17 protein-coding genes and 1 riboswitch are annotated in these 23,161 nt (G+C 63.3%); of the genes, 4 read left to right on the top strand and 13 right to left on the bottom strand.

The window, feature by feature from the left end; genetic code table 11:
• Positions 1-24: 24 nt before the first annotated feature.
• Complete coding sequence (locus GPK94_RS14965) at positions 25-1,239, bottom strand: amidohydrolase family protein (RefSeq protein WP_215656169.1); 1,215 nt, start codon at positions 1,237-1,239, stop codon at positions 25-27.
• 43 nt (positions 1,240-1,282) lie between these two features.
• A complete protein-coding gene (locus GPK94_RS14970) occupies positions 1,283-2,530 on the bottom strand; it encodes a pitrilysin family protein (protein ID WP_215656170.1) in 1,248 nt (415 codons plus the stop codon).
• Positions 2,531-2,693: 163 nt separating this feature from the next.
• On the opposite strand from GPK94_RS14970, the gene GPK94_RS14975 reads away from it, so the two are divergent.
• Positions 2,694-3,467: a protein-ADP-ribose hydrolase gene (locus GPK94_RS14975; protein ID WP_215656171.1), complete on the top strand. Its 774-nt coding sequence runs from the start codon at positions 2,694-2,696 to the stop codon at positions 3,465-3,467.
• 61 nt (positions 3,468-3,528) lie between these two features.
• On the opposite strand, the gene GPK94_RS14980 is transcribed toward GPK94_RS14975, so the two are convergent.
• Together GPK94_RS14980 and nifJ are read right to left on the bottom strand one after the other, a co-directional pair.
• A complete protein-coding gene (locus GPK94_RS14980) occupies positions 3,529-4,902 on the bottom strand; it encodes an MATE family efflux transporter (protein ID WP_186963247.1) in 1,374 nt (457 codons plus the stop codon).
• Positions 4,903-5,067: 165 nt separating this feature from the next.
• Positions 5,068-8,604, bottom strand: coding sequence for a pyruvate:ferredoxin (flavodoxin) oxidoreductase (gene nifJ, locus GPK94_RS14985; protein ID WP_193535808.1), 3,537 nt, complete (start codon positions 8,602-8,604; stop codon positions 5,068-5,070).
• 338 nt (positions 8,605-8,942) lie between these two features.
• On the opposite strand from nifJ, the gene GPK94_RS14990 reads away from it, so the two are divergent.
• Positions 8,943-10,463, top strand: coding sequence for a YifB family Mg chelatase-like AAA ATPase (locus GPK94_RS14990; protein ID WP_215656172.1), 1,521 nt, complete (start codon positions 8,943-8,945; stop codon positions 10,461-10,463).
• 58 nt (positions 10,464-10,521) lie between these two features.
• Here the strand turns inward: GPK94_RS14990 and GPK94_RS14995 are convergent, their stop codons facing one another.
• The 7 genes from GPK94_RS14995 to GPK94_RS15025 form a co-directional block, all read right to left on the bottom strand.
• Positions 10,522-11,760, bottom strand: coding sequence for a competence/damage-inducible protein A (locus GPK94_RS14995; RefSeq protein WP_215656173.1), 1,239 nt, complete (start codon positions 11,758-11,760; stop codon positions 10,522-10,524).
• An 88-nt stretch (positions 11,761-11,848) separates the two neighbouring features.
• Complete coding sequence (locus GPK94_RS16225; RefSeq protein WP_252192670.1) at positions 11,849-14,170, bottom strand: hypothetical protein; 2,322 nt, start codon at positions 14,168-14,170, stop codon at positions 11,849-11,851.
• 222 nt (positions 14,171-14,392) lie between these two features.
• A complete protein-coding gene (gene thiI, locus GPK94_RS15005) occupies positions 14,393-15,565 on the bottom strand; it encodes a tRNA uracil 4-sulfurtransferase ThiI (RefSeq protein ID WP_195278808.1) in 1,173 nt (390 codons plus the stop codon).
• A 71-nt stretch (positions 15,566-15,636) separates the two neighbouring features.
• Positions 15,637-16,650, bottom strand: a complete 1,014-nt coding sequence (gene mnmA, locus GPK94_RS15010; RefSeq protein ID WP_101692430.1) for a tRNA 2-thiouridine(34) synthase MnmA — start codon at positions 16,648-16,650, stop codon at positions 15,637-15,639.
• Positions 16,651-16,677: 27 nt separating this feature from the next.
• Complete coding sequence (locus tag GPK94_RS15015; protein ID WP_215656174.1) at positions 16,678-17,364, bottom strand: MBL fold metallo-hydrolase; 687 nt, start codon at positions 17,362-17,364, stop codon at positions 16,678-16,680.
• A 24-nt stretch (positions 17,365-17,388) separates the two neighbouring features.
• Positions 17,389-19,251 (bottom strand): tRNA uridine-5-carboxymethylaminomethyl(34) synthesis enzyme MnmG, encoded by a 1,863-nt coding sequence (gene mnmG / locus GPK94_RS15020; protein ID WP_195278805.1) that lies wholly within the window; start codon positions 19,249-19,251, stop codon positions 17,389-17,391.
• Positions 19,252-19,299: 48 nt separating this feature from the next.
• Entirely contained in the window at positions 19,300-20,190 is an 891-nt protein-coding gene (locus tag GPK94_RS15025) for a diacylglycerol kinase family protein (protein ID WP_101692669.1), read from the bottom strand.
• A 176-nt stretch (positions 20,191-20,366) separates the two neighbouring features.
• On the opposite strand from GPK94_RS15025, the gene GPK94_RS15030 reads away from it, so the two are divergent.
• A complete protein-coding gene (locus tag GPK94_RS15030) occupies positions 20,367-21,083 on the top strand; it encodes an AzlC family ABC transporter permease (protein ID WP_215656175.1) in 717 nt (238 codons plus the stop codon).
• The gene (locus GPK94_RS15035) at positions 21,077-21,445 is read left to right on the top strand and encodes an AzlD domain-containing protein (protein WP_101692434.1); all 369 of its coding nucleotides are present in this window, start codon (positions 21,077-21,079) and stop codon (positions 21,443-21,445) included. Before GPK94_RS15030 ends, GPK94_RS15035 begins: the two co-directional genes overlap by 7 nt.
• A gap of 59 nt (positions 21,446-21,504) precedes the next feature.
• Here the strand turns inward: GPK94_RS15035 and GPK94_RS15040 are convergent, their stop codons facing one another.
• Both GPK94_RS15040 and GPK94_RS15045 read right to left on the bottom strand, forming a co-directional pair.
• Positions 21,505-22,326, bottom strand: coding sequence for an HAD family hydrolase (locus GPK94_RS15040; protein ID WP_193535795.1), 822 nt, complete (start codon positions 22,324-22,326; stop codon positions 21,505-21,507).
• Between the two features lie 21 nt (positions 22,327-22,347).
• Complete coding sequence (locus tag GPK94_RS15045) at positions 22,348-22,929, bottom strand: energy-coupled thiamine transporter ThiT (RefSeq protein WP_235964107.1); 582 nt, start codon at positions 22,927-22,929, stop codon at positions 22,348-22,350.
• A gap of 78 nt (positions 22,930-23,007) precedes the next feature.
• A riboswitch (TPP riboswitch) is annotated at positions 23,008-23,122 on the bottom strand.
• Positions 23,123-23,161 lie beyond the last annotated feature (39 nt).

Below are 23,161 nucleotides of genomic sequence, written 5' to 3' on the forward strand. Positions count from 1 at the left end.
GGCCGGAAGGGAAGCTTTTTTCTGTCAGGAGAGAATCTGGCCGTCTTTCGCCACCAGGCGTCCCTCTTTGAACACATAGAGCCGTCTGGAGTGGCTGATGATGGCCTCCTTCGCGGTGGGCGCGTCCAGTACCACCAGGTCGGCCCGGCACCCCTGGGAGAGCCCGTAGTCCTGGAGCAGGGCGTTGCGGGCCGGACCAAAGGTCACCATTTCCATGACCTTTTCCAGCTGTTCCCCCGTGCCGTACTGGAGCACCTGGGCCGCAAAGAGGGCCTCCTCCAGCAGATCGCCGTTTCCAAAGGGACGGTATGGGTCCCGCACGTTGTCCGAGGCCACCGCCACGTTGACGCCCGCCCGCAGCAGCTCGTCCACCCGGGTCACACCCCGGCGGATGGGCTGATGGTCCTTGCGGCCCATCAGGTACATGTTGCAGGAGGGGAGGGTAATCACATGGACGCCGGCCTCGGCGCACTCCCCAATGGCCCGGCGGGCCAGGTCGTCGTCCACCGCGCTCAGAGCCGTCACATGGCCGCAGGTCACCCGGCCGGCCATGTGATACTCCCGGGCGCGCTGAAGTACCCGGAGGAAACAGTCGATGTTGGGCCGGTCATGCTCGTCGATGTGGAGGTCCAGGGGAAGGTTGTACTCGTCGGCCAGGGCAAAGAGCCGGTCGATCTCCCCCATGGGGTCAGGGGTAAAGAGGGGATAGCCCGCCAGGAAATCCACCCGGCCCGCCCGGGCAGCCGCCCGGAACTCGGCGTCATACTCCTCCCGGTACTGCACGATGCCCAGCAGGTCCAGTCTGCCCCGGTACTCCTCCTTCAGCTCCTCCAGGGCCTGAAGGGAGGCCATGCCCCACTCGGGGCAGACCAGTACATGGGTCTTGACTGTGCCGGTGCCGGAGGCCAGCTCCCAGTCCAGCACCCGGCGGGAGCGGGCCTTGATGTCCTCCACCATGCCCCCCTCGGGAATGCGTGCCAGATAGCGGGCAAAGATCCCATAGGCCTCCTCCAGATTGGGGGTGTCCTCCTCCACGGCGGTCAGAGCCTTGTCCAGGTGGGTGTGGGACTCCACAAAGCTGGGAATAACCAGCTTACCGGCCGCCTCCACCTCCATGGCCCCCGTATCGGGCAGCCCTTCGCCCACGGCCTGAATCCGGCCCTGAGAAATGGCGATGTCCAGGCCCTTTCCCACGCCGAACACCGTCGCTCCACGGATCAACACATCACAGATACCCATCGCTTGCTCCTCCTTATTTGGATTGGACGCGGCCCCTTCCGCGTCAGTGGATGATACTGCGGTACATCTCCTCGCTCCCCACACGCCCCACGGCGGACAGGGAGGCCTGCTGGAAGTCAAAGAGCTCCTGGGCCAGGGCGCGGATCTGTTCCCGCTCCACCGCGTCATAGCCCCCGATGATCTCGTCCGGGGTGAGGACCCGGCCGTAGAGCAGCTCCCCCCGTCCCATATGGCTCATACGGGCCTGGGTGGACTCCAGTCCCATGAGAATATTGGCTTTGGCCTGCTCACGGGCCCGGGAGAGCTCCTCCTCCGAGATCCCGTGCTCGGCATAGTCCCGCACCGCGGCGCAGATGGTGCGCAGGGCCTCCTCCTCCATCTCCCGGCCCAGGGCGGTATAGATGGCGAAGAGGCCGGTCTCGGCGTGGCCCGCCGTGTAGGAGTAGACCGAGTAGCACAGCCCCCGCTTCTCCCGCACCTCCTGCCACAGCCGGGAGGACATTCCGCCTCCCAGGGTAGTGGAGAGGAGCTGAAGGGCAAAGCGCCGGTCATCGCCGTAGGGGAGGCCCGGGAAGGCCAGGGTCAGGTGGTTCTGCTCGATGGCCTTTTTCTTGAGGGTGAAGGCCGCCTGGTAGGCCCCCGGCCGGGAGGCGGGGGATTTGCCCGGCTCCAGCGCCGAGAAGCGCTCCTTGAGCTCCTCCACATCCTGACTCCGGAAGCTCCCCGCCAGGGAGACCACGATCCGGTCCGGACGGTAGTGCTCCCGCATATAGGTCCGCAGCCACTCGCCCGTCATTTTGCTGAGGGTGGCCTTCCGGCCCAGGATGGGCCGGGCCAGGGAGGAGCCCCGGTAGACCTCCAGGGCCAGCCGCTCGGCACACAGGTCCTCGGGGTTATCCTCATACATGCCGATCTCTTCCAGGATGACCCCCCGCTCGGTCTCCACATCCTCCTCGGCAAAGCGGGAGGAGAAGAACATATCACAGAGAATATCGGTGGCCAGGGGCAGGTGGGTGTCCAGTACCCGGGCGTGGAAGCAGGTGCACTCCTTGGTGGTAAAGGCGTTGACCTGTCCGCCGATGGCGTCCATCTCCTCGGCCAGGGCGGCGGCGGTGCGCCGCTGGGTCCCCTTGAATACCATGTGCTCAATAAAATGGGCCGCCCCGTTCTCGCTCGCCTTCTCATGGCGGGAGCCGGTGCCCACCCAGATGCCCAGCGCCGCCGAGCGCACGCCGGGCACCGCTTCGGTACAGATGCGCACGCCGTTGGGCAGTAAAATCGTCTGATCCATACAATTCCTTTCTTTTTGTCCCTTTCACAGGACATATGGTCGGATGGTGTCATTATAGCACCATCCGACCCCCCTGTCAGCAGGAAAGATCCCCTTGGGGCTGCCATTTCTCCCCCAAATTGTGCTATACTGGGGAAAAATCCATCTGGAAGGGGGCCTTCCCATGACCTACGACGCTGCGCTCCGGGCGCTGCTCACCGCCCTGCTGGAGGAACAGGGGAAAACCGTGTCTCTCCCCGCCGGGCCAGAGGAGCGGCGGAAGCTCCTGCGCGCTCTGATGAACACCCGCCCGCCAAAACCCATTGCCCCGGAGCTGCTGGTTTTGCAGGACCAGATTCTCCAGGATGACCTCTCCCGCCGCGTGCTCACCGACGCAGATACGCTCCCGCCGGTCCCCCTGGACCGCCGTCTCTCCCTCTGGCGGGGAGACATCACCGCCCTGCGCTGTCAGGCCGTGGTCAATGCGGCCAATCCCGCCCTGCTGGGCTGCTTTCGTCCCCTGCACAACTGCATTGACAATGTGATCCACTCGGCCGCAGGCATTCAGCTCCGCCTGGCCTGCCACGCTCGGATGGAGGCACAGGGCCACCCCGAGCCGCCCGGAAAGGCCAAACTCACCCCGGCCTACAACCTGCCCGCCCAATATGTGCTCCACACCGTGGGCCCCCGGGTAGAGGGGGCGGTCACCCCGGCAGACCGGACCGCGCTGGAGAACTGCTACCGCTCCTGCCTGTCCCTGGCGGCCAAAAACCAGATCGAGCAGGTGGCCTTCTGCTGCATCGCCACCGGGGTATATGGCTTTCCCGGGGAAGAGGCCGCCGCGCTGGCTGTGGCCACCGTTCGGGAGGAGCTGGACCATCTTCCTCAAATTCGGCAGGTGATCTTCAACGTCTTTACCCCCCGGGACGAGGCGCTCTACCGCGCCTTACTCTTCTGAATCACTCCCAACAAAACAGCACCCCCGGCCATCCGAACGGATGGCCGGGGGTACATTTTATTTATTGGCCGGCTCGGTTCTCTTTCCACTTTCCGGAGAGATAGTAGCCGATGATCACACACAGGGAGCCGGCGGAGGCCACTGGGGCGCCCACGCCCACGCCCATCATGCCCCAGTCCAGCACCAGCGAGAACAGGATGCACGCCGGGATACGCAGGATCAGAGAGGACATGAGGTTGTTGGTCAGGGAGAAAGTAGTGTGTCCGCTGGCAATGAACAGGCCGTTGATGCAGAAGCAGAAAGGCACGAACAGATAATCAAAGCAGAAGGTATTCATGTAGACCACGCCGTACCCCACCAGTTCCGGGTCCCGGTTAAAGAGGGCGATGATCTCGGCCGGGAAGATCCGGGTCACCAGGAAGATGAGCACGCTGATGACGGCGGCAATTCCTGTGCCGATCCAGCAGGTCTTGACCGCCCGGTCCCAGCGGTCGGCGCCGATGTTCTGTGCACAGATGGTGGAGATGGAGGCCGCCAGCGCCACGGCAGGCATGATGGCAAAGCCGTTGAACTTGGACACCACACCCACAGCTGCCGAGGCGTTGACTCCGCCGATGTAGTTGGTGAGTACCGTGATGATCAGGAAGGAGAAGCTGGTCACTCCATTCTGCACCGCAGAGGGCAGGCCCAGGCGGAAGATCCGACCCACATAGTGCCGGTCCACCCGGAGGGATTTGGGTTTGAAGTCAAAGACAAAGTTGTCCCGGGCCAGAGTCACCATACAGAGCACCACACTCAGCCCCTGGGAGAACACCGTGGCGATGGCGGCGCCCAGCGCTCCCATGTGGAAAATGGCCACCAGCACATAGTCCAGTACAATATTGGTCACACAGGCGATGAGGACAAAGTAGAAGGGGCGCTTGGAGTCTCCCATGCCCCGCTGCACCGCGCTGAGCACATTGTAGGCAAAAATGAAGAGGATACCTGCGCAGGTCACCACCAGATAGCGGTTTGCCTCGTCAAAAGCCTCCTTCGGCGTCTGGATCAGCCGAAGGATGGGTACCCGCAGAAAGATCATCAGCGCCGTGATGATGACGCCCGCGATCAGCAGGGTGGTCATCAGGGTGGCCGTCACCTCTTCAATGGCCTTGCGGTCCCTGCGCCCCATGGCCTGGGCGATGAGGATGGTTCCGCCGGTACAGAGTCCCACCACGATGTTGGTCAGGATAAAGGTGATCTGACTGCCGATGTTGACGCCCGACATGCTGATATTGCCCGCAAAATTACCCACAATGAGCATATCTGCCACGCTGTACAGGGACTGGATCAGGTTGGAGGCCAAAAAAGGCAGGGCAAACAGGATGAGCTGTTTTACCACATGCCCCTCGGTCAGGTCCCGCTCGTAGCGGCTGTGCCGCTGCTTTTCTTCCGGCATAGACATATTCCTTTCTTCTCTCTTTTCTCTCAAAAAAATGGCTGTTCTATTAGAATATACGATTGGATATGGGTTGTCAATGCTGTTGACCGGTCAACTAATTATTTTCAAAAAGGATAAAAAGATCCCCGGACACATGGTGTCCGGGGATCTTGTAGATCTGGATTACTTGTACAGCTCGGTCAGGCGCACCAGGTGCTCGTAACGAGCCTTGGCGGCCTCCTCGTTCTGAGCGAAGAGCTCCTTGGCCTCCTCGGGGAAGGAGCGGGTCAGGGAGGAGTAGCGGGCCTCGTTCATCAGGAACTCCTGATAGCCGCCAGCAGGGGCCTTGGAGTCCAGAGTGAAGGGGTTCTTGCCCTCGGCCTTGGCGGCGGGGTTGAACCGGAACAGGTTCCAGTAGCCGCACTCCACAGCCTTCTTCATCTCGCTCTGGCAGTTGGTCATGCCGCCCTTGATGGAGTGCATCTCACAGGGAGCATAGCCGATGATCAGAGAAGGACCGTGGTAGTTGACAGCCTCGTTGATGGCCTTCAGGGTCTGAGCGGGGTTGGCGCCCATGGCCACCTGAGCCACATAGACGTAGCCGTACTGCATGGCGATCTCAGACAGGCTCTTCTTGGCCACACGCTTACCGGCAGCGGCAAACTGAGCCACCTGGCCGATGTTGGAAGCCTTGGAAGCCTGACCGCCGGTGTTGGAGTACACCTCGGTGTCGAAGACGAAGACGTTGACATCCTCGCCGGAAGCCAGGACGTGGTCCAGGCCGCCGTAGCCGATGTCGTAAGCCCAGCCGTCGCCGCCGAAGATCCAGACGGCCTTCTTGGAGAGGTACTCCTTCTCGGCCAGGATCTCCTGGCAGTAGTGGCAGCCAGGATCCTTCTCCAGCTCCTCCACCAGCTTGGCGGTAGCAGCCTGGTTGGCCACGCCATCCTCCAGAGTGGCCAGGTACTCGTGGCACGCGGCACGCTTGGTGTCGATGGTGGTGACCTCCTCCAGCTCGCGGACCTTGGCGATCAGACGCTCGCGGATGGCCTTCTGGCCCAGGTACATGCCCAGACCATGCTCGGCATTGTCCTCAAACAGGGAGTTGGCCCAGGCGGGACCCTGGCCGCACTTGTTGACGGTGTAGGGAGAGGTCGCAGCGGGGCCGCCCCAGATGGAGGAACAGCCGGTGGCGTTGGAGATATACATCCGCTCGCCGCAGACCTGGGTCACCAGGCGGGCATAGGCGGTCTCAGCACAGCCAGCGCAGGAGCCGGAGAACTCCAGCAGGGGCTGCTTGAACTGGCTCTCCTTGATGTTGGAGGTACCCTCCATGTCAGCCTTGGAGGCAACCTCGGCCACCATGTAGTCGAAGACCTTCTGCTGCTCGGCCTCCTGCTCCTGGGGCACCATGGTCAGGGCCTGCACGGGGCAGACCTTGGCGCACACGCCGCAGCCCATGCAGTCCAGGGGAGAGACAGCCAGAGCGAACTTGTAGGTGCCCTTGCCCTTGCCGGCCTTGATCTCCACAGCCTTGGTGGCGGCGGGAGCCTTAGCGGCCTCCTCCTCAGTCAGGGCGTAGGGACGGATGGTGGCATGGGGGCAGACATAGGCACACTGGTTACACTGGATACACTTGTTCTGATCCCAGGTGGGAACATTGACGGCCACGCCGCGCTTCTCGTAGGCGGAAGCGCCCTGCTCGAAGGTACCGTCCACATGGGCCTCAAAGGCGGAGACGGGCAGGGAATCGCCCTCCATCTTGTTGATGGGGGTGAGCAGGTCCTTCACCATCTTCACGGTGGCGGGACGGCCGCTCAGCTCGGCGGTGCAGCCGCAGTCCTCGGCAGTAGCCCAGGAGGCGGGCACGTCGAACTTCTTGAAGGCGGTGGCGCCGGCCTCGATGGCCTTGTGGTTCATATCCACCACGTCCTGGCCCTTCTTCAGGTAGGAGTGGGTGGCAGCGTCCTTCATATACTGGATAGCCTCGGCCTCAGGCATCACCTTGGCCAGGGCAAAGAAGGCGGACTGCAGGATGGTGTTGGTACGCTTGCCCATGCCGATCTTGGCGGCCAGGTCGATGGCGTCGATGGTGTAGACCTGGACGTTATGCGCAGCGATGTAGCGCTTGGCCACGGCGGGCATATGCTTGTCCAGCTCCTCAGCGCTCCACTGGCAGTTGATGAGGAAGGTACCGCCGTCCTTCACATCGCGGACCATGGGATAGCCCTTGATGATATAGGAGGGATTGTGGCAGGCCACGAAGTCGGCCTTGTTGATATAGTAGGGGCTGCGGATGGCCTTGTCGCCGAAACGCAGGTGGGACACCGTCACGCCGCCGGTCTTCTTGGAGTCATACTGGAAGTAGGCCTGGACGTACTTGTCGGTGTGGTCGCCGATGATCTTGATGGAGTTCTTGTTGGCGCCGACAGTACCGTCGCCGCCCAGACCCCAGAACTTGCACTCGATAGTGCCCTCAGCAGCGGTGTTGGGGCAGTCGTGCTCGGCCAGGGACAGGTTGGTCACATCGTCCACGATGCCGATGGTGAACTGACGCTTGGGCTCGGCCTTCTCCAGCTCCTCATAGACAGCGAACACGCTGCTGGGGGGAGTGTCCTTGGAGCCCAGGCCGTAACGGCCGCCGATGACGGTCTTGTCGGTGATACCGGCATTGGCCAGAGCGGTGACCACATCCAGGTACATGGGCTCGCCCTGAGCGCCGGGCTCCTTGGTCCGGTCCAGAACGGCGATCTTCTTGGCGGTGGCGGGGATGGCGGCCAGCAGCTTGTCGGCCCGGAAGGGACGGTACAGGCGGACCTTCACCAGGCCCACCTTCTCGCCGTGGGCGTTCAGGTAGTCAATGACTTCCTCGGCCACGTCGCAGATGGAGCCCATAGCGATGATGACGCGGTCAGCGTCGGCAGCGCCGTAGTAGTTGAAGAGCTGATAGTTGGTGCCCAGCTTCTCGTTGACCTTGCCCATGTACTCCTCGACAATGCCGGGAACGGCGTCGTAGTACTTGTTGCTGGCCTCGCGATGCTGGAAGAATACGTCGCCGTTCTCGTGAGAACCGCGCATGACAGGGTGCTCGGGGTTCAGAGCGCGCTTGCGGAACGCCTCCACAGCGTCCATGTCCACCATCTCTTTGAGATCGTCATAATCCCAGATGGCGACCTTCTGGATCTCGTGGGAGGTACGGAAGCCGTCGAAGAAGTTGATAAAGGGAACACGGGACTTGATGGCAGCCAGATGGGCCACAGCAGCCAGGTCCATGACCTCCTGCACATTGCCCTCGGCCAGCATGGCAAAGCCGGTCTGGCGGCAGGCCATGACGTCGGAGTGGTCACCGAAGATGTTCAGCGCGTGGCTGGCCACAGTACGGGCAGACACGTGGAACACACAGGGCAGCAGCTCGCCGGCGATCTTGTACATGTTGGGGATCATCAGCAGCAGACCCTGGGAAGCCGTATAGGTGGTGGTCAGGGCACCGGCGGCCAGAGAGCCATGAACGGTACCGGCGGCACCGGCCTCGGACTCCATCTCGATCACCTTGACGGTGGTGCCGAAGATATTCTTACGACCCGCGGCGGCCCACTGGTCCACATTGTCGGCCATGGGGCTGGAGGGGGTGATGGGGTAGATACCCGCAACCTCGGTAAAGGCGTAGGATACATGGGCGGCCGCTGTATTGCCGTCCATCGTTTTCAGCTTACGAGCCATGAAACGATTCCTCCTTGTGTGTTTTCCTTTTCAGCAGCGTCCTTATTCTATCACCAACCATTCTGTTTGTAAATCGCCCTCCCCGCAGAAAAAACGCTTTTCATTAAAAAATCACGATTATAAATTATAATGCCCGTATTAGCTAATTAAACTCACTGTTTCAATTGAAAAAAGCATATAAATACGATATGATAAATGCGGGTTTTTTCTTTTTAACAAATGGGAATCGTGGACAGCGTTTTTCCACGCCACTCCCATCCCCGGGGGACATTTCTTCTATGATTTGCTAAGCACGGTCCTTTCATACCGTTACTGTTTTGGAAAAAGGTGGAGTCAAAATGTTCTGTCATGTGCGCTCCCTGGGTCTTCAGGGGCTCAATGGATATGAGGTCCTGGCCGAGTGCGACCTCTCCAATGGCCTGCCCGCCTTTGATGTGGTGGGCCTACCCGATGCGGCGGTGAAGGAGGCCCGCAACCGGGTGCGCTCCGCCGCCAAAAACTGCGGCTTTTCCTTTCCTGTCTCCCGCATCACGGTCAACCTGGCTCCTGCCGACCGGCGGAAAGCGGGCACGGTCTACGACCTGCCCATGCTGGTGGGCATTCTGGCGGCCGGCGGACAGCTTCCGCCCCTGCCGGCAGGTGCCGCCTTTGTGGGGGAGCTCTCCCTGGCCGGAGCGCTGCGCCCGGTGACCGGCATGCTCCCCATGGCCCTGGCCGCCCGCCGTGCCGGGATCACCGACCTCTATGTCCCGGCCGACTCGGCCGCCGAGGCCACATTGGCTGGCGGTCTCACCGTCTATCCGGTGGAAGACGTGGGCCAGCTGGTGCGCCATCTGCGGGGAGATGAGGCCCTTGTTCCCGCCCCCCGCTGGGTCCCTGGCGATCCCACAGGTGCGGAGCTGGACTTTGCCGACGTAAAAGGACAGGACCAGGCCAAGCGGGCCCTGGAGATCGCCGCGGCCGGAGGGCACAACCTAGCCATGATCGGCCCGCCCGGCTCGGGGAAATCCATGCTGGCCCGCCGGCTGCCCTCCATTCTGCCCCGACTCAGCGAGCGGGAGGCCCTGGAGGCCACCCAAGTCCACTCCGTCCTGGGACTCACCTCCCGTGAGGCCCCCATGGTGACCCGCCGGCCCTTCCGCTCCCCCCATCACAGCATCTCGGCCACCGGCATGGCCGGGGGCGGCTCCCCCATTCCCCGGCCCGGGGAGATCTCTCTGGCTCACAACGGGGTACTCTTCCTGGATGAGCTGCCCGAATTTCACAAGGACGTGCTGGAGTCCCTCCGCCAACCCCTGGAAGAGGGGCGGGTGCAGATCGCCCGGGCCGCCGCCAGCGAGATCTTCCCCAGCCGCTTCATGCTGGTGTGCGCCATGAACCCCTGCAAATGCGGCTGGTACGGCCAGCCCGGCGGCCGGTGCCGCTGCTCGGAGGGGGAGGTCAAGCAGTATCTGGGGAAGCTCTCCGGCCCGCTTTTGGACCGGGTGGATCTCTATGTGGAGGTCCCGGCCCTGGACTTTGACGCACTCTCCCGCCGTGCACAGGGGGAGAGTTCCTCTGTCATCCGCGCCCGGGTGGAGGCCGCCCGCACACGCCAGAGCGCCCGCTTCGGCCCGGACGGCCCGGACTGCAACGCCCACATGGGCCCCCAGGAGATCCAGCGCTTCTGCCCCCTGGACCAGGCGGGGCAGGAGATCATGCGGGGTGCCTTCCAGCGGCTGGGCCTCACCGCCCGGAGCTATGACCGCATCCTGCGGGTGGCCCGCACCATCGCCGATCTGGACGGGACCGAGGCGATCCAGCCCCACCACCTGGCCGAAGCAGTGCAGTACCGAGAGAGCCCCTATTTCCGCCGCTGATGCCACATATAAAAACGGTCTGTATTTTGAGTTTATCAAAATACAGACCGTTTTTTCTTTATTTGGTCAGATAGCGGCGGACCAGGTCGAAAGCATTGTGGGCGGCAGCGGTACGCACCCGCTCCCGGCCACTGCCCGCATGGAGCTCCCGCACCCGGGTCCCCTCCGGTGTGGCGATGGCCACATAGACCAGTCCCACCGGGTTTCCCCGGTCATCGGAATCGGGCCCGGCCACGCCGGTGGTGGAGACCGCGATGTCACATCCCAGGACCCGGCGGGCCCCCTCCGCCATGGCGCGGGCCACCGGCTCGCTCACCGCCCCGTACTCCTCCAGCAGGGCATGGGGCACGCCCAGGACTCCCTCCTTGACCGCATTGGTGTAGCTCACCACGCCGCCCCGGAATACGGCGGAGGAACCGGGCAGATCGGTCATGCGCTTAGCGATCAGTCCCCCGGTGCAGCTCTCTGCACTGCCCAAGGTAAGGCCCCGCTCCCGGAGCAGAGCAAACACCGCCTCCTCCAGGGAAGAGATGTCCGCACCGTAGATCTTGTGGCCGAAGAGCGCGCACAGCTCCTCCTCTACCGGAGCAATGAGAGCCCGGGCCTCGGCCTCGGTAGGGGCCTTGGCGGTGATGCGCAGCTCGCACTCCCCCTCCTTGGCATAGGGGGCCAGGGTGGGATTCTCCATGGCGTTCATCTTCTCCCGCAGGAGTTCCTCCATGCCCGACTCGCCGATCCCAAAGAGCTTGAGGGTGCGGGAGACGATGGCCCCCTCGGACAGGGCGCGGAGATAGGGAACCGCCCGGTGGCGGAACATGGCGGTACACTCCCGGGGCGGGCCGGGCAGCATAAGCACGTGGACCCCGCCCTCCTCAAAGGCGCAGCCGGGGGCGGTACCCCAGTCGTTCTGGAACACCACGGCCCCCTCGGGCACATAGAACTGCTGGGCGTTGTTGGCGGTCATCTCCCGCCCGATTTTCTGGAAAAAGGAGCGGCAGCGCGCCTCGGCCTCGGCGTTGTAGACCAGCTTGCGGCCAAAGCACTCGGCCAGGACATTTTTCGTCAGATCGTCGCAGGTGGGTCCCAGCCCTCCGGTGGTGATGATGAGGTCGGCCCGGGATTTGGCCAGCTCCACGGCGGCGCGGAGCCGTCCGGGATTGTCCCCCACCACGGTGTGGTAGTAGACGTTGATGCCCAGGGCGGAGAGCCCCTGGGAGAGCATCTGCGCGTCGGTATTGGCGATGTTGCCGAGCAGCAACTCTGTACCGACCGCAATCAATTCGGCGGTGTGTGACATGGCAAAAGACCTCCTCACGGCTTGGATGGGGAGAAAAAGGGCCCCCGGTATGGAGTGTAATACCGGGGGCCCTGTGCGTCAAGGGAGATTATTTGGTGATCTGGAAGGCGCGGGTGAGGGGTGCGGCCATGTAGTTTCCGCCCAGGATGCAGACGGTGACCACATAGCGGCCCGGCTCAGTGGGAGGCGTGGTGGAAGAGTAAATGCGCCACTTGCTGGTCATGCCGGAATAGAGGTAGTGGACGCTGCTCTGATCCTTCACAGCTTCCCCATCACAGGTGAGGGTGGCCTTGAAATCAAAGTTCTTGGCATCGGCGGCGGAGAGCTTGCCGTTCGGAATCTCCCGATTCCAGGTCAGGTGGGTGCCGCTCAGGCGCATCTTGACCAGCAGGAAGCCCATGCCCACGCCGGTCTCATAGTTCTTGTTGTCGGTGACCACAGCCACAGTGTACAGGCCGGCCCGGTTGGGGGTACCGAAGGAGATGCGCACGCTGTCCAGGATGCCGGGCAGCTTGTTGATGACGGTGAGGATCTGGCCAAAGGTGCCGGTGTCGATGTTCAGCTTGTCCAGCAGGTCCAGCAGCTCCTGGGTGCTCAGCAGCTCCCGCAGCTCGCCCACGGTGATACCCTCCTGCATCATCTGGGTCAGAGTCTTCTGACCGATGGCCTCCAGGGCCTTGTCGATGGTCTGGATGAGCAGAGAGTTGTCGGTGTAGCGCTCAGGCAGGTCCAGATAGAGGCCGGTGGTGACGTTGCTGGTGACGCCGGCGTAGATGGTGTAGAGGTCGAACTGGTCAGCGGGGCTGGTGGTGATGAAGTTCTCGGGCAGCTCGTCTCCGGCAAAGATGTTGGCGGAGTTGACCTTCACGGACACCTTGGCCTTGTTGACGGTGACAGTGCCCTCGGCATTCTCGCTGGGACGGAAGTTGGCGTCGCCCTTGTAGCTGACGTGAATGGACTGCTCACCGGCACCCATCTGAGGATAAGTACCCAGGTTTACATTGCCCAGGTCATAGCTTTTGCCCTCCAGAGGGACCCAGCTCTTGATACCGGAGTCGATGCCGCCGTCAAAAAGAATGGCTTCACTGTAGTATGTAATTTCAAAATCGTCGGCGCTCAGGGTCTCCTTGGCGGGGAGGGTGGAGTTCTCCCAGTCAATGGCATTTTCGAAGATGGCCTGCTCCATGACGGAGGCGTCCATGTTGTAGGTGAAGGACACACCGGGCTTGAGGGCCACGATGCTGGCAGGGCGACTGTCGGTCATGTTCACTGTCACGATCGTGGAGTTGCCCTTGTACACCTTCGTATCGCCCACGGAGATCTTGATCTCCCACTCGCCGGTGCCGAACTTTATCAGGCCGGTAAGATCGGTCTCGTTCAGGGGCTTGAAGCTGTCGGTAATACTGGTCTTGTCCACGTTGTATTCCACGGACACCTGACCATCGGAGGCAGGGGTGATGGAAGCTACCACGGCGTCATAGATGGCGGCGGCGGTGGCGTCATAGTCATAGCCCTGCTCAGCGTCAAAGACCAAGCCCACCTCGTAGGGAGCGGGGTTCAGGTTGAACTGAACCTGCTCGCGGTCAGTGAAGGTGACCGTAGTCTTGGCAGAGGTGCCGTAGGTATCCTCCGTCCCGGCGTAGGAGACACGGATCTGCTGCTCGCCAGCGGAGATGGCGGGGTACTCCAGAGGAATGCCGATGGCGCTCTTAATCGTATCACCTTCCAGACGAACCCACTCATGTGTGCCAGCGGGTTTGCCCATGACCACGTTCTCGGCATAATACTCAATAGTCACATCGTCCAGGGTCACTTCGGGGCTGGTAGAGGCCACCACGGTGCTGAAGATGCTCTGATACAGGGTTTCAAAGTCAACCGAAGCATCCTCGTTGTAGGGCAGGCCTACGGTGCAGCCCTCGTTCAAAGTAATGGAGGAGGACAGCTTGGCGACCTTGTGCAGGGTGACCTCAGCGGTAGTACCGGCCAGACGGACCTGGTAGTTTCCGTCCTCGTTCGCGGACAGGGCAGGGTGGGTAAACGTAGTGGGAACAAACACGACTTTCTTCTCACTGGTAAAGCCATTCACAGAGCCCCAGGCGTCATTGGTCAGGAGACCGTTTCTGCCGGTGCAGTAATACTCCCACTCCAAACTCTCATCGTCCACCTGGTCTTTGTTGGCAACCAGTGTGTTAAAAAGAATCTGCTCGACCTCTTCAGAGCTTGCGCCCTCGGGAATCACAGCTTCGCCGCTCTGAAGCTGGGGCTCAGCGAAAGCCACGGCCTCCTCTGCAGCTTCCGTGACCTCGGTCAGATCGGCCTCGGCAGCCAGCGCGGCCAGGGACGTGCCCTGCACCAGGGTGAGGGTGGCCAGCACAGCGGCCAGTCCTCTGCGGATGTCTGTGCGCTTCATGTCAAATCCTCTCTCCTTTGCAGTCATTATAAATAAATGCCTGGAGGTGCGGACCACAACACATTCCCGCACGCTCCAGGCACTCATTATAACTCTCTAAAGGAAAAAAGCAATGACTTAGCGCAATATTTGTCACTCTATTCCAACAGAAATTTTCATTTTTTACAGATGTGGAAATATATTTTCATCATTTCCAGCATTTGTTACTTTTGACTTGTAACTTTACGGGTCGATCTTGATGCGCTCGATGCTCTCCACGGCCTGGGCCACCATGGCGTCGATGTCCAGTTCCGCCTCGGCGGCCTCGATCTCCCCGGGCAGGGGGCGCAGGCGGGGATGGCGGGGAGTAAAGACAGTGCAGCAGTCCTCATAGGGCAGGATGGAGGTCTCGAAGGTGTTGATCTTCCGGGCGATGGTGACGATCTCCTCCTTGTCCATGCCCACCACCGGGCGCAGGATGGGGAGGGAGCACACGGCGCTGGTGGCCTTCATGGCCTCCATGGTCTGGCTGGCCACCTGGCCCAGGCACTCGCCGGTGACGATGGCCCCGGACTTGGTCCGCTCGGCCACCTTCTCGGCAATGCGCATCATAAAGCGGCGCATGAGGATGGTGAAGAGCTCCTCGGGGCACTTGCGGCGCAGCTCCTCCTGGATGGCGGTGAAGGGCACCACATGGACCATGAGCCGTCCGCACCAGGGGGTGAGGAGCTTGGCCAGGGTGAGCACCTTCTGCTTGGCCTCCTCAGAGGTATAGGGGTAGGAGAAGAAGTGGACCATCTCCAGGGCGATGCCCCGCTTGGCGATCATCCAGGAGGCCACAGGGGAGTCGATGCCGCCGGAGAGCAGGCTGACCGCCCGGCCGTTGATGCCCACAGGCAGACCGCCCGCACCGGGCTCGGGGTCGGCGTGGACATAGGCGGCGTAATCCCGCACTTCCAGATAGACGGTGAGCTCCGGGTGGTGCACGTCCACCTTCAGGTTGGGATAGAGCTCGTCCAGCTCCCCGCCTACATACTGGGAGAGCTGGATGGAGGTCATGGGGAAGGTCTTGTCGGCCCGCTTGGACTCCACCTTGAAGGTCCGGGCGGCGGAGAGCCGGTCCCCCAGGTACTCCTGGGCGGTCTTGAGCATGGCGTCCTTGTCCTTGGCGCAGGCCCGGGCCCGGGAGAGGCCCACCACGCCAAAGAGACGCTTCATGGCCTCATAGGCCCCGTCCAGATTGCAGGAATCCTCCTGGGGCTCCACATACAGGGTGGACTGCTTGGTGTACACCCGGAACTTGCCGAAAGGCCGCAGGCGGCGCTGGGCGTTTCCGATGAGCTTGTCCTCAAAGCTGCGGCGGTTGAGGCCCTTGAGCACAATCTCGCCCAGCTTGAGCAGAATGATTTCATCCATGGATGGCAACTCCTTTATCTCAAAATCTCCCGCCCCGCTCCGGGGCGGACAGGTATGCAGGGTTCCATGGGTCAGCAGATCCATCCGCTGCCCAGCACGATATCCCCGTCGTAGAACACCGCCAGCTGCCCCGGCGTGGGGGCCCGGGCCGGGGTGAGCATGCGGATCTCCACCGCGTCCCCATCGGGACAGAGGATGGCGGGGGTCTCCACCTTGGAGTGGCGCAGGCGCACGGTGCATGCCCGCTCCCCCTCCAGGCCCTCTATGGCGATCCAGTTCAGGTCGGTGCACCGGGTCCGGTCCGCGTGGAGGTCGGTTCCGTCGGAGAGCACCACTTCATTGGTCTCCGGCCGGATGGCCGAGACAAAATACCGGTGGGGGCCTGACACCCCCAGGCCCCGCCGCTGACCCAGGGTATAGTGGTGGATACCCTTGTGCCGGCCCAGGACGCGGCCCTCCCGGTCCACAAAGTTGCCGGGGGGCGGCGTGTTTCCCCGGCGGTCCAGCCAGGCGGCATAGTCTCCGTCCGGGATAAAGCAGATCTCCATGGAGTCGGGCTTCTCCGCCACGGCCAGGGCGGCCTCCCCGGCCAGGGCGCGGACCTCCCGCTTCTCATACTCCCCCAGGGGAAAGACCACCCGGCGCAGGATGTCCTGGGGCAGACGGGAGAGCATATAGGACTGATCGTTGGCGGGCCGTCCCTTCCGCAGCAGGGCCCGTCCGTCCGCCCCCGTGCCCCGGCGGGCATAGTGGCCCGTGGCCACATAGGGCGCGCCCAAACGGTCGGCCAGGGCCAGCAGGGCAGGGAATTTCACCGTGGGGTTGCACAGGGCGCAGGGCAGGGGGGTCTTGCCCGCCAGATAGGTCTGGGCAAAGGGGGTGCAGACCCGCTCCTCCAGGGCATCCCGGATGTCAGCCGTCTCAAAGGGCAGGCCCAGCTCCTTTGCCACGGCGGCAGCGTCCTCGCCGCCCCCCAGGCCGATGTCCAGCCACAGGCAGGTCACGTCGTACTTCTCCCGCAGAAGACGGGCCGCCACGGCGGAGTCCACTCCGCCCGACAGGCCCAGTACCAGCTTTTCTCTCATGGGTCACTCCATTTCCGTTTTTTCCTATCAGATTTGATCGAGCTCCAGCCGCCGGAGCGGGAAGGGCTTTCCGTGCCCGGGGTAGAGCATCCGTCCACCGGACTGCCGCAGGACCTTCCAGCTCTCCCGGCAGTCCTCCAGGGACTCCACCGACACCGGGCGGTGCCGCCGGATCAGGGGACCGGACATGGCCGCATCCCCGCAGAAGAGGGTCCCGTCCTCGGTGAGGAGGGACATGGAGTCGGCCGTGTGCCCGGGCGTGTCCAGAAAGCGGACCCCCAGGCTGGACTCCAGCTCCCGCCGGCGCATCCCCTCCAGCGGGATGCAGCGGTTTTCCATTCCCCGGGAAAGGGGCGGAAAGGCTGCCGTCTCCCGGCCCAGCAGGTGGGTCAGACCGCCCACCAAGCTCTCCCAGCGGCCGGGCGCGCGGCCCAGCCCCGGGTCTTTTCCGCTTCTCAGCCGCTCCAGTCCCAGCGGGTGGAGGAGCACCCGGGCCCGGGTGCCCTTGAGGAGCCCTTCCAGTCCCCCCGCGTGGTCGGCATGGGCGTGGGTGAGGAAGATCCATTGCAGCTCGCTCAGTCCGATCCGCCGGCTGAGCTGCCGCAGCAGCTCCTCCGCAGTTCGCTCACAGCCGGTATCCACCAGCAGATACCCCGCCAGGGTGGGGAAGAGGTAACAGCCGGCCCCGGCGGGGCCCAATGACAAGGGACGCATGGCATTCCTTCCTTTCTGCGGTCCTCACCGCTCCAGCGCCACCAGAAGCACCGCCAGATCGGCGGGGCTCACGCCGGAGATGCGGCTGGCCTGGCCCAGATTCAGGGGCCGGATCCGCTGGAGCTTCTGTCGTGCCTCCAGCCGCAGCCCTTCCATATGTTCATAGTCCAGATCCGGGGGGAGGGGGCGGCCCTCCAGCTTGCGCATCTCCTCCACCTGCCGGAGCTGTTTGTCGATGTATCCCTGGTATTTGACCGCGATCTCCACCGCCTCAGCCGTGGCCTCGGGCAGAGACGGGCGATCCGGGTCAAAGGGAGCGAGATCCCCGTACCCGATCCGGGGCCGCCGGAGCAGGTCGGCCAGCCGCGCCCCGTTGGGGGCGGGAGGCTCCCCATGCCCGGCCAGCATGGCGTCCAGGGCGGGAGAGGGGGCGGCTCCGGTGTGCTCCAGGCGCTTGCGCTCCTTCTCCACAGCGGCGTATTTCTCCAGCACCCGGCGGTAGCGCTCCTCACTCACCAGTCCCACCGCGTGTCCCACGGGACACAGGCGCTGGTCCGCGTTGTCCTGGCGGTGGAGGAGGCGGTACTCCGTGCGGGAGGTCATCATGCGGTAGGGCTCCTGGGTGCCCTTGGTCACCAGGTCGTCGATCAGGACCCCGATGTACCCCTGGTCCCGGCCGATCACCATGGGGGGACGGCCCAGCAGCTTCAGCGCGGCGTTCACCCCCGCCACAAAGCCCTGCACCGCCGCCTCCTCATAGCCGGAGGAACCGTTGAACTGTCCCGCTCCATAGAGTCCCTGCACCACCTTGCTCTCCAGGGTGGGGAGGAGCTGGGTGGGGTCCACGCAGTCGTATTCGATGGCGTAGGCCGTCCGGGTCATCTCGGCGTGCTCCAGCCCCGGGATGGTGCGCAGCATGGCCATCTGCACGTCCTCGGGCAGGGAGGAGGAGAGGCCCTGGATATAAAGCTCTTCGGTGTCCAGGCCCATGGGCTCGATGAAGAGCTGGTGGCGCTCCTTATCGGCAAAGCGGACCACCTTGTCCTCAATGGAGGGGCAGTAGCGGGGTCCCACTCCCTCGATCATCCCGGAGTAGAGGGGGGATCGGTCCAGATTGGCCCGGATGACCGCATGGGTCTCTTCGTTGGTATAGGTGAGCCAGCACACCGCCCGGTTTTCCGGCGGCTGCTCGGTCTCAAAGGAGAAGGGGACGGGAGTCCGGTCTCCCTCCTGGCGCTCCATCCGGGAGAAATCCACACTCCGTGCGTGGACCCGGGGGGGCGTGCCCGTCTTGAAGCGGCGCAGGCTCAGCCCCAGCTTCTCCAGGCTCCGGGTGAGGGGGAGGGCGGCGGCCAGCCCGTCAGGGCCGGAGTCCCGGGCCAGCTCCCCCACGATGGTGCGCCCGCCCAAATGGGTACCTGTGGCGATGACCACCGCGCGCACAGTATAGATCCCGCCGGAGGCGGTGCGCACGGCCCGGACCGCTCCGTCCTCCGTGAGGACGTCGGTGACCTCGGCCTGCTTGAGCCAGAGGTTCTCCTGCCCCTCCAGGGTGCGCTTCATGACCTTCTGGTATTCCCGCCGGTCGGCCTGGGCCCGCAGGGACCAGACCGCCGGTCCCTTGCCCTTGTTGAGCACCCGGTATTGGATGCAGGCCGCGTCGGCCGCCCGGGCCATCTCGCCTCCCAGGGCGTCCAGCTCCCGGACCAAGTGGCCCTTTCCCGTGCCGCCGATGGCGGGATTGCAGGGCATATTGCCCACCGCGTCCAGATTGACGGTGAAGCACAGGGTGCGCAGGCCCAGACGGGCGGCGGCCAGAGCCGCCTCGATCCCAGCGTGGCCGGCGCCGATAACGGCGATATCATATTCTCCAGCGTGATAGTCCATATTCGCTCCTAACAGTCGGTTCTTTGCACGGGCGGGAAGGGGGCCGCGCTATTTTCCATAGACGATCTCCACCGCCCGGGGAAGATTCTCAATTTCGGCCACCCGGGGTGCCCCGCCATACTCCCCGTCCAGGGTCCAGGGCAGCTCGCCGGCACAGGTCACCCGCAGGCGTGTGGTCTGGAAGGCCACCACCGCCCCGCCCGGCTCGGGCTTGGCCTGCATCAGCCCCATCACGATGCTCTGGAGCTGGGCGGCATTCTGGGGCTGACGGATCAGGACCACCTCAAACTGCCCGTCGTCCAGCTCCACCCGCTCGGTGTTGGCCCCCTTGAAGCCCCCTACCGACACGGTGTTGCTCACCATCCCGAAGAGGAAGTCCCCCTCCTCGGTGCCCCCGTCGTGCTCCACCCGCAGGCGGTAGGACTGAAGGGAGGGCAGCCGTGCCGCTCCCTCCAGCACATACGCCAGATGTCCGAATGCGTTTTTAAAGGGCTGGGGCGTATCGTAGGCCACATCGGTAAAGGCCCCGAAGGCCGCCACATAGATAAAGTACTCCCCATTGAAGCGGCCTATGTCCACCGGCCGGGGCACCCCTGCCCCGGCGGTCTCCATCCGGCCCGCCAAGCTGCGGGGCAGGTGGAGGTTCCGGGAAAAATCGTTGGTGGTCCCGGCGGGGATATAGCCCACCGGCGGGCGGTTGGTGAGGCCCATGAGCCCGGTGATGGTCTCGTGGAGGGTCCCGTCTCCCCCGCAGCACACCACCCGGTCAAAGCTGCCCCCCAGATCGGCGGCCACTGCTGCGGCGTCCGCCTTGCCCTGGGTGGGGTGGATGGTCACCAGCCAGCCCTGCCGGGTAAAGCAGTCCACAACATCGGAAATATGGCTCTTGCTCCGCCCCTTGCCCGCATGGGGATTATAGATAAACAGCAGACGTTTCACCGCAGACATCCTTCCTTTCCTGCGCCCCCGACCGCAGGGTGGGGCGCACCTTCTTACAGTAGACATTATTATACAAGAATCCGGCAAAAAAACAACCTCAGGCCCGGGACTTGCTTTTTTCTCTCCACTTTAGTACAATGCTGTATCAGATACCATAGAGTTGGAAGTGATTTCACATGGACCGCAAATCCCTGGCCGCCGCCTTCCCGGTGACGGTCCCCGTCCTGATGGGGTATCTGGCCATCGGCATGGCCTTTGGCTTCATGCTCCAGGCCATCGGATACAATTTCATCTGGGCCTTTTTCATGAGTCTGACCATCTACGCCGGTTCCGGGCAGTATCTGGGGGTGAGCCTGCTCTCCTCGGCCGCCGCTCTGAGCACCGTGGCCGTGATGACCCTGCTCATCAATTTCCGCCACCTGGTCTACGGGCTCTCCATGCTGGAAAAATTCCGGGGCATGGGTCTGCGCAAGTTCTACATGATCTTTTCCCTCACGGATGAGACCTATGCGCTGCTCAGCTCGGTGCAGCCCCCCGTGGGCGTGGACCCCAGGAATTTCTATTTCTCCATCGCCCTGCTGGATCAGTCCTACTGGATTTTAGGCTCGGTCATCGGCGCGGTAGCGGGGGCTCTTCTGCCCATCGACACCACCGGCATCGACTTTGCCATGACCGCCCTCTTTGTGGTCATCGCCGTGGACCAGTGGAGCGCCTACAAGCGCCATCTCCCCGCCCTGCTGGGGGCCGGGGTGACCCTGTTGAGTCTCTTCCTGGTGGGGGCGGAGAACATGCTTCTGCCCGCCCTGGGCGTGATCGTGCTGGTGCTGCTCCTGCTGCGCCAGCGTCTGGATGAGCGCGGCACCGCCGCCAGAGAGGAGGAACCCACATGCTGACCCCTATACAGGCCGTAGCCGCCATCGCCGTGATGGCGGTGGTCACCTTTTTAACCCGGGCCCTGCCCTTTCTCCTCTTTGACCGGGGAGACCATCCGCCCAAGCTGGTGCTCTATCTGGGCCGGGTGCTGCCCCCCGCCATCATCGCCATGCTCATCATCTACTGTCTCAAGGGTCCGCTTCTGGCCCTGCGGGACGGCTTTCCCCATCTGCTCTCCCTCCAGGCCGCGGGGGAGTGGCTCCCCGCCTTCCTGTCGGTACTGGTGGTGGCACTCCTCCACCTGTGGAAGCGCAACACGCTCCTCTCCATCTTCGGGGGGACGGTGCTCTACATGGTACTGGTCCAGGCGGTCTTTCCCTGAGAGGCAAAGCTGCCCTCCGGCGCAGGATTACGCGCCGGAGGGCAGTTTTTTTACGCTTTTCACGGCCGGGCCGGATAGCGCCCGTCCAGGATACCGATGATCTCGGCCACGCAGCTCTCGTCGCAGGAGGAGACCAGGCGAGCTCCCCACTCCCGCACCACGGGGGCGCAGTTGGACGGGGCAAAGGGGATGGCCGAGCGCGCCAGCATGGGGATGTCGTTCTCATTGTCTCCCACGCAGTAGATGTGCTCCGCTCCGATCCCCAGGCGGCGGGCCAGTTCCTCCACCATGCCTCCTTTGTTGCTCCCCTTGGCGGTGAGCTCCAGCAGCACCTGGTTGGAGAAGATGGCCTCATAGTGCTCCCCCCAGCGAGAGAGGATGTACTCCCGGGCCCGCTCCAGCACGCTGCGGCGGTCATGCTCCAGCAGAACCTTGGAGAGGGGGCCGGGGATGTCCCGGATGGCCTTTTCCTCTCCGGGCGCGCCCACCCGCGCCAGATGGTTGCGGGTGATGATGTTGGGATTGTGGAGATAGATGTCGTCCCCGTGGTAGGCCTCCAGTCCGATCTCGGGGACCACGAAGGTCAGCTCCATCAGGTCCCCCAGGACCCGCTCGGGCAGGAAGGTCTCACAGACCATCTCTCCCCGGTCGAAATCGTACAGGGCCGAGCCGTTGGACAGGATGACCGGCGCATTGATGGGGGCCAGGGAGGCGCAGGGGGCAAAGGCGGGCCGGGCCCGGCCCGTGGCCACCGTAAAACGTCCGCCCTCCGCCGTAAAGTAGGCGATGGCCTCCACATTCTCCCGGGACACGGTCAGATCCGTCCCGTAGAGGGTGTCGTCAAAATCACTTACCAGCAGTACGCCGTCAAACTTGCCCAAGGGATCACCCTACTTTCCTTGTTATTCGATGTCCGCGCCGGTCAGATACCGCCCCATGGGCCGGTAGAGCAGCGCCCCGATGACCAGCGCCAACACCATGTTGGGCAGCATATACACCCCGTTGTAGAGCAGGGAGTAGAGCCAGGGGCTGGTCATGGTCATGCTCAGAAACTCCTCCGGCATGTACTCGGCCCAGATGGTGGCACCCACCACATAGTGCACCAGGAACCGCCCGGCGCAGCCCAGCACGGTCCCGGCAAAAATGCCCCAGCGGCGGCCCCGGAACACGCCGGCCAGGCCCAGCGCCGTGAAGGCCAGCAGATAGTCCCCCAGGATGGACTGCCACCCCAGGGCAAAGCCGCCGTCAAACATAAATTGCAGGATGCCCAGCACAAGGCCGCCCAGCAGCCCGTCCTTCCAGCCCCAGCGCACCGCGAAGAGCAGCACCGGGAACATGGCCGGGGTCAGGGAGCCGCCGTTGGGCAGCTCCAGAAACTTTACATAGCTGAGGATCTGGGCGGCCGCCACCAAAAGGGCCCCCTCACACAGCATGCGCACCCGGGTCCGGCTGGCCCGGGGTCTGGCTTCCATGGTCAGGTTCATATCGTTTTCCTCCTAAAAAGATGTACCGCAGCGCAGCCCCTGGGCGCAGTGCGGTACGAGTGAAACGACATGGTCCTTCCCCGTATGAATCCACCTTCCTACGCCGGCATGATCCGGATCAGGTCAAGGGTCCCCGCGCGGCGCTACGCGCGGATCTCAGCCGGACTTGCGCCCGACACCCCTGGGATTTGGAGTTGTTCTGTGGTTATACCCTATTCTATACCGGCCCCGT

This window comes from Pseudoflavonifractor sp. MCC625, assembly GCF_018784545.1.
GTDB classification, from domain to species: Bacteria; Bacillota; Clostridia; order Oscillospirales; family Oscillospiraceae; genus Pseudoflavonifractor_A; species Pseudoflavonifractor_A gallinarum.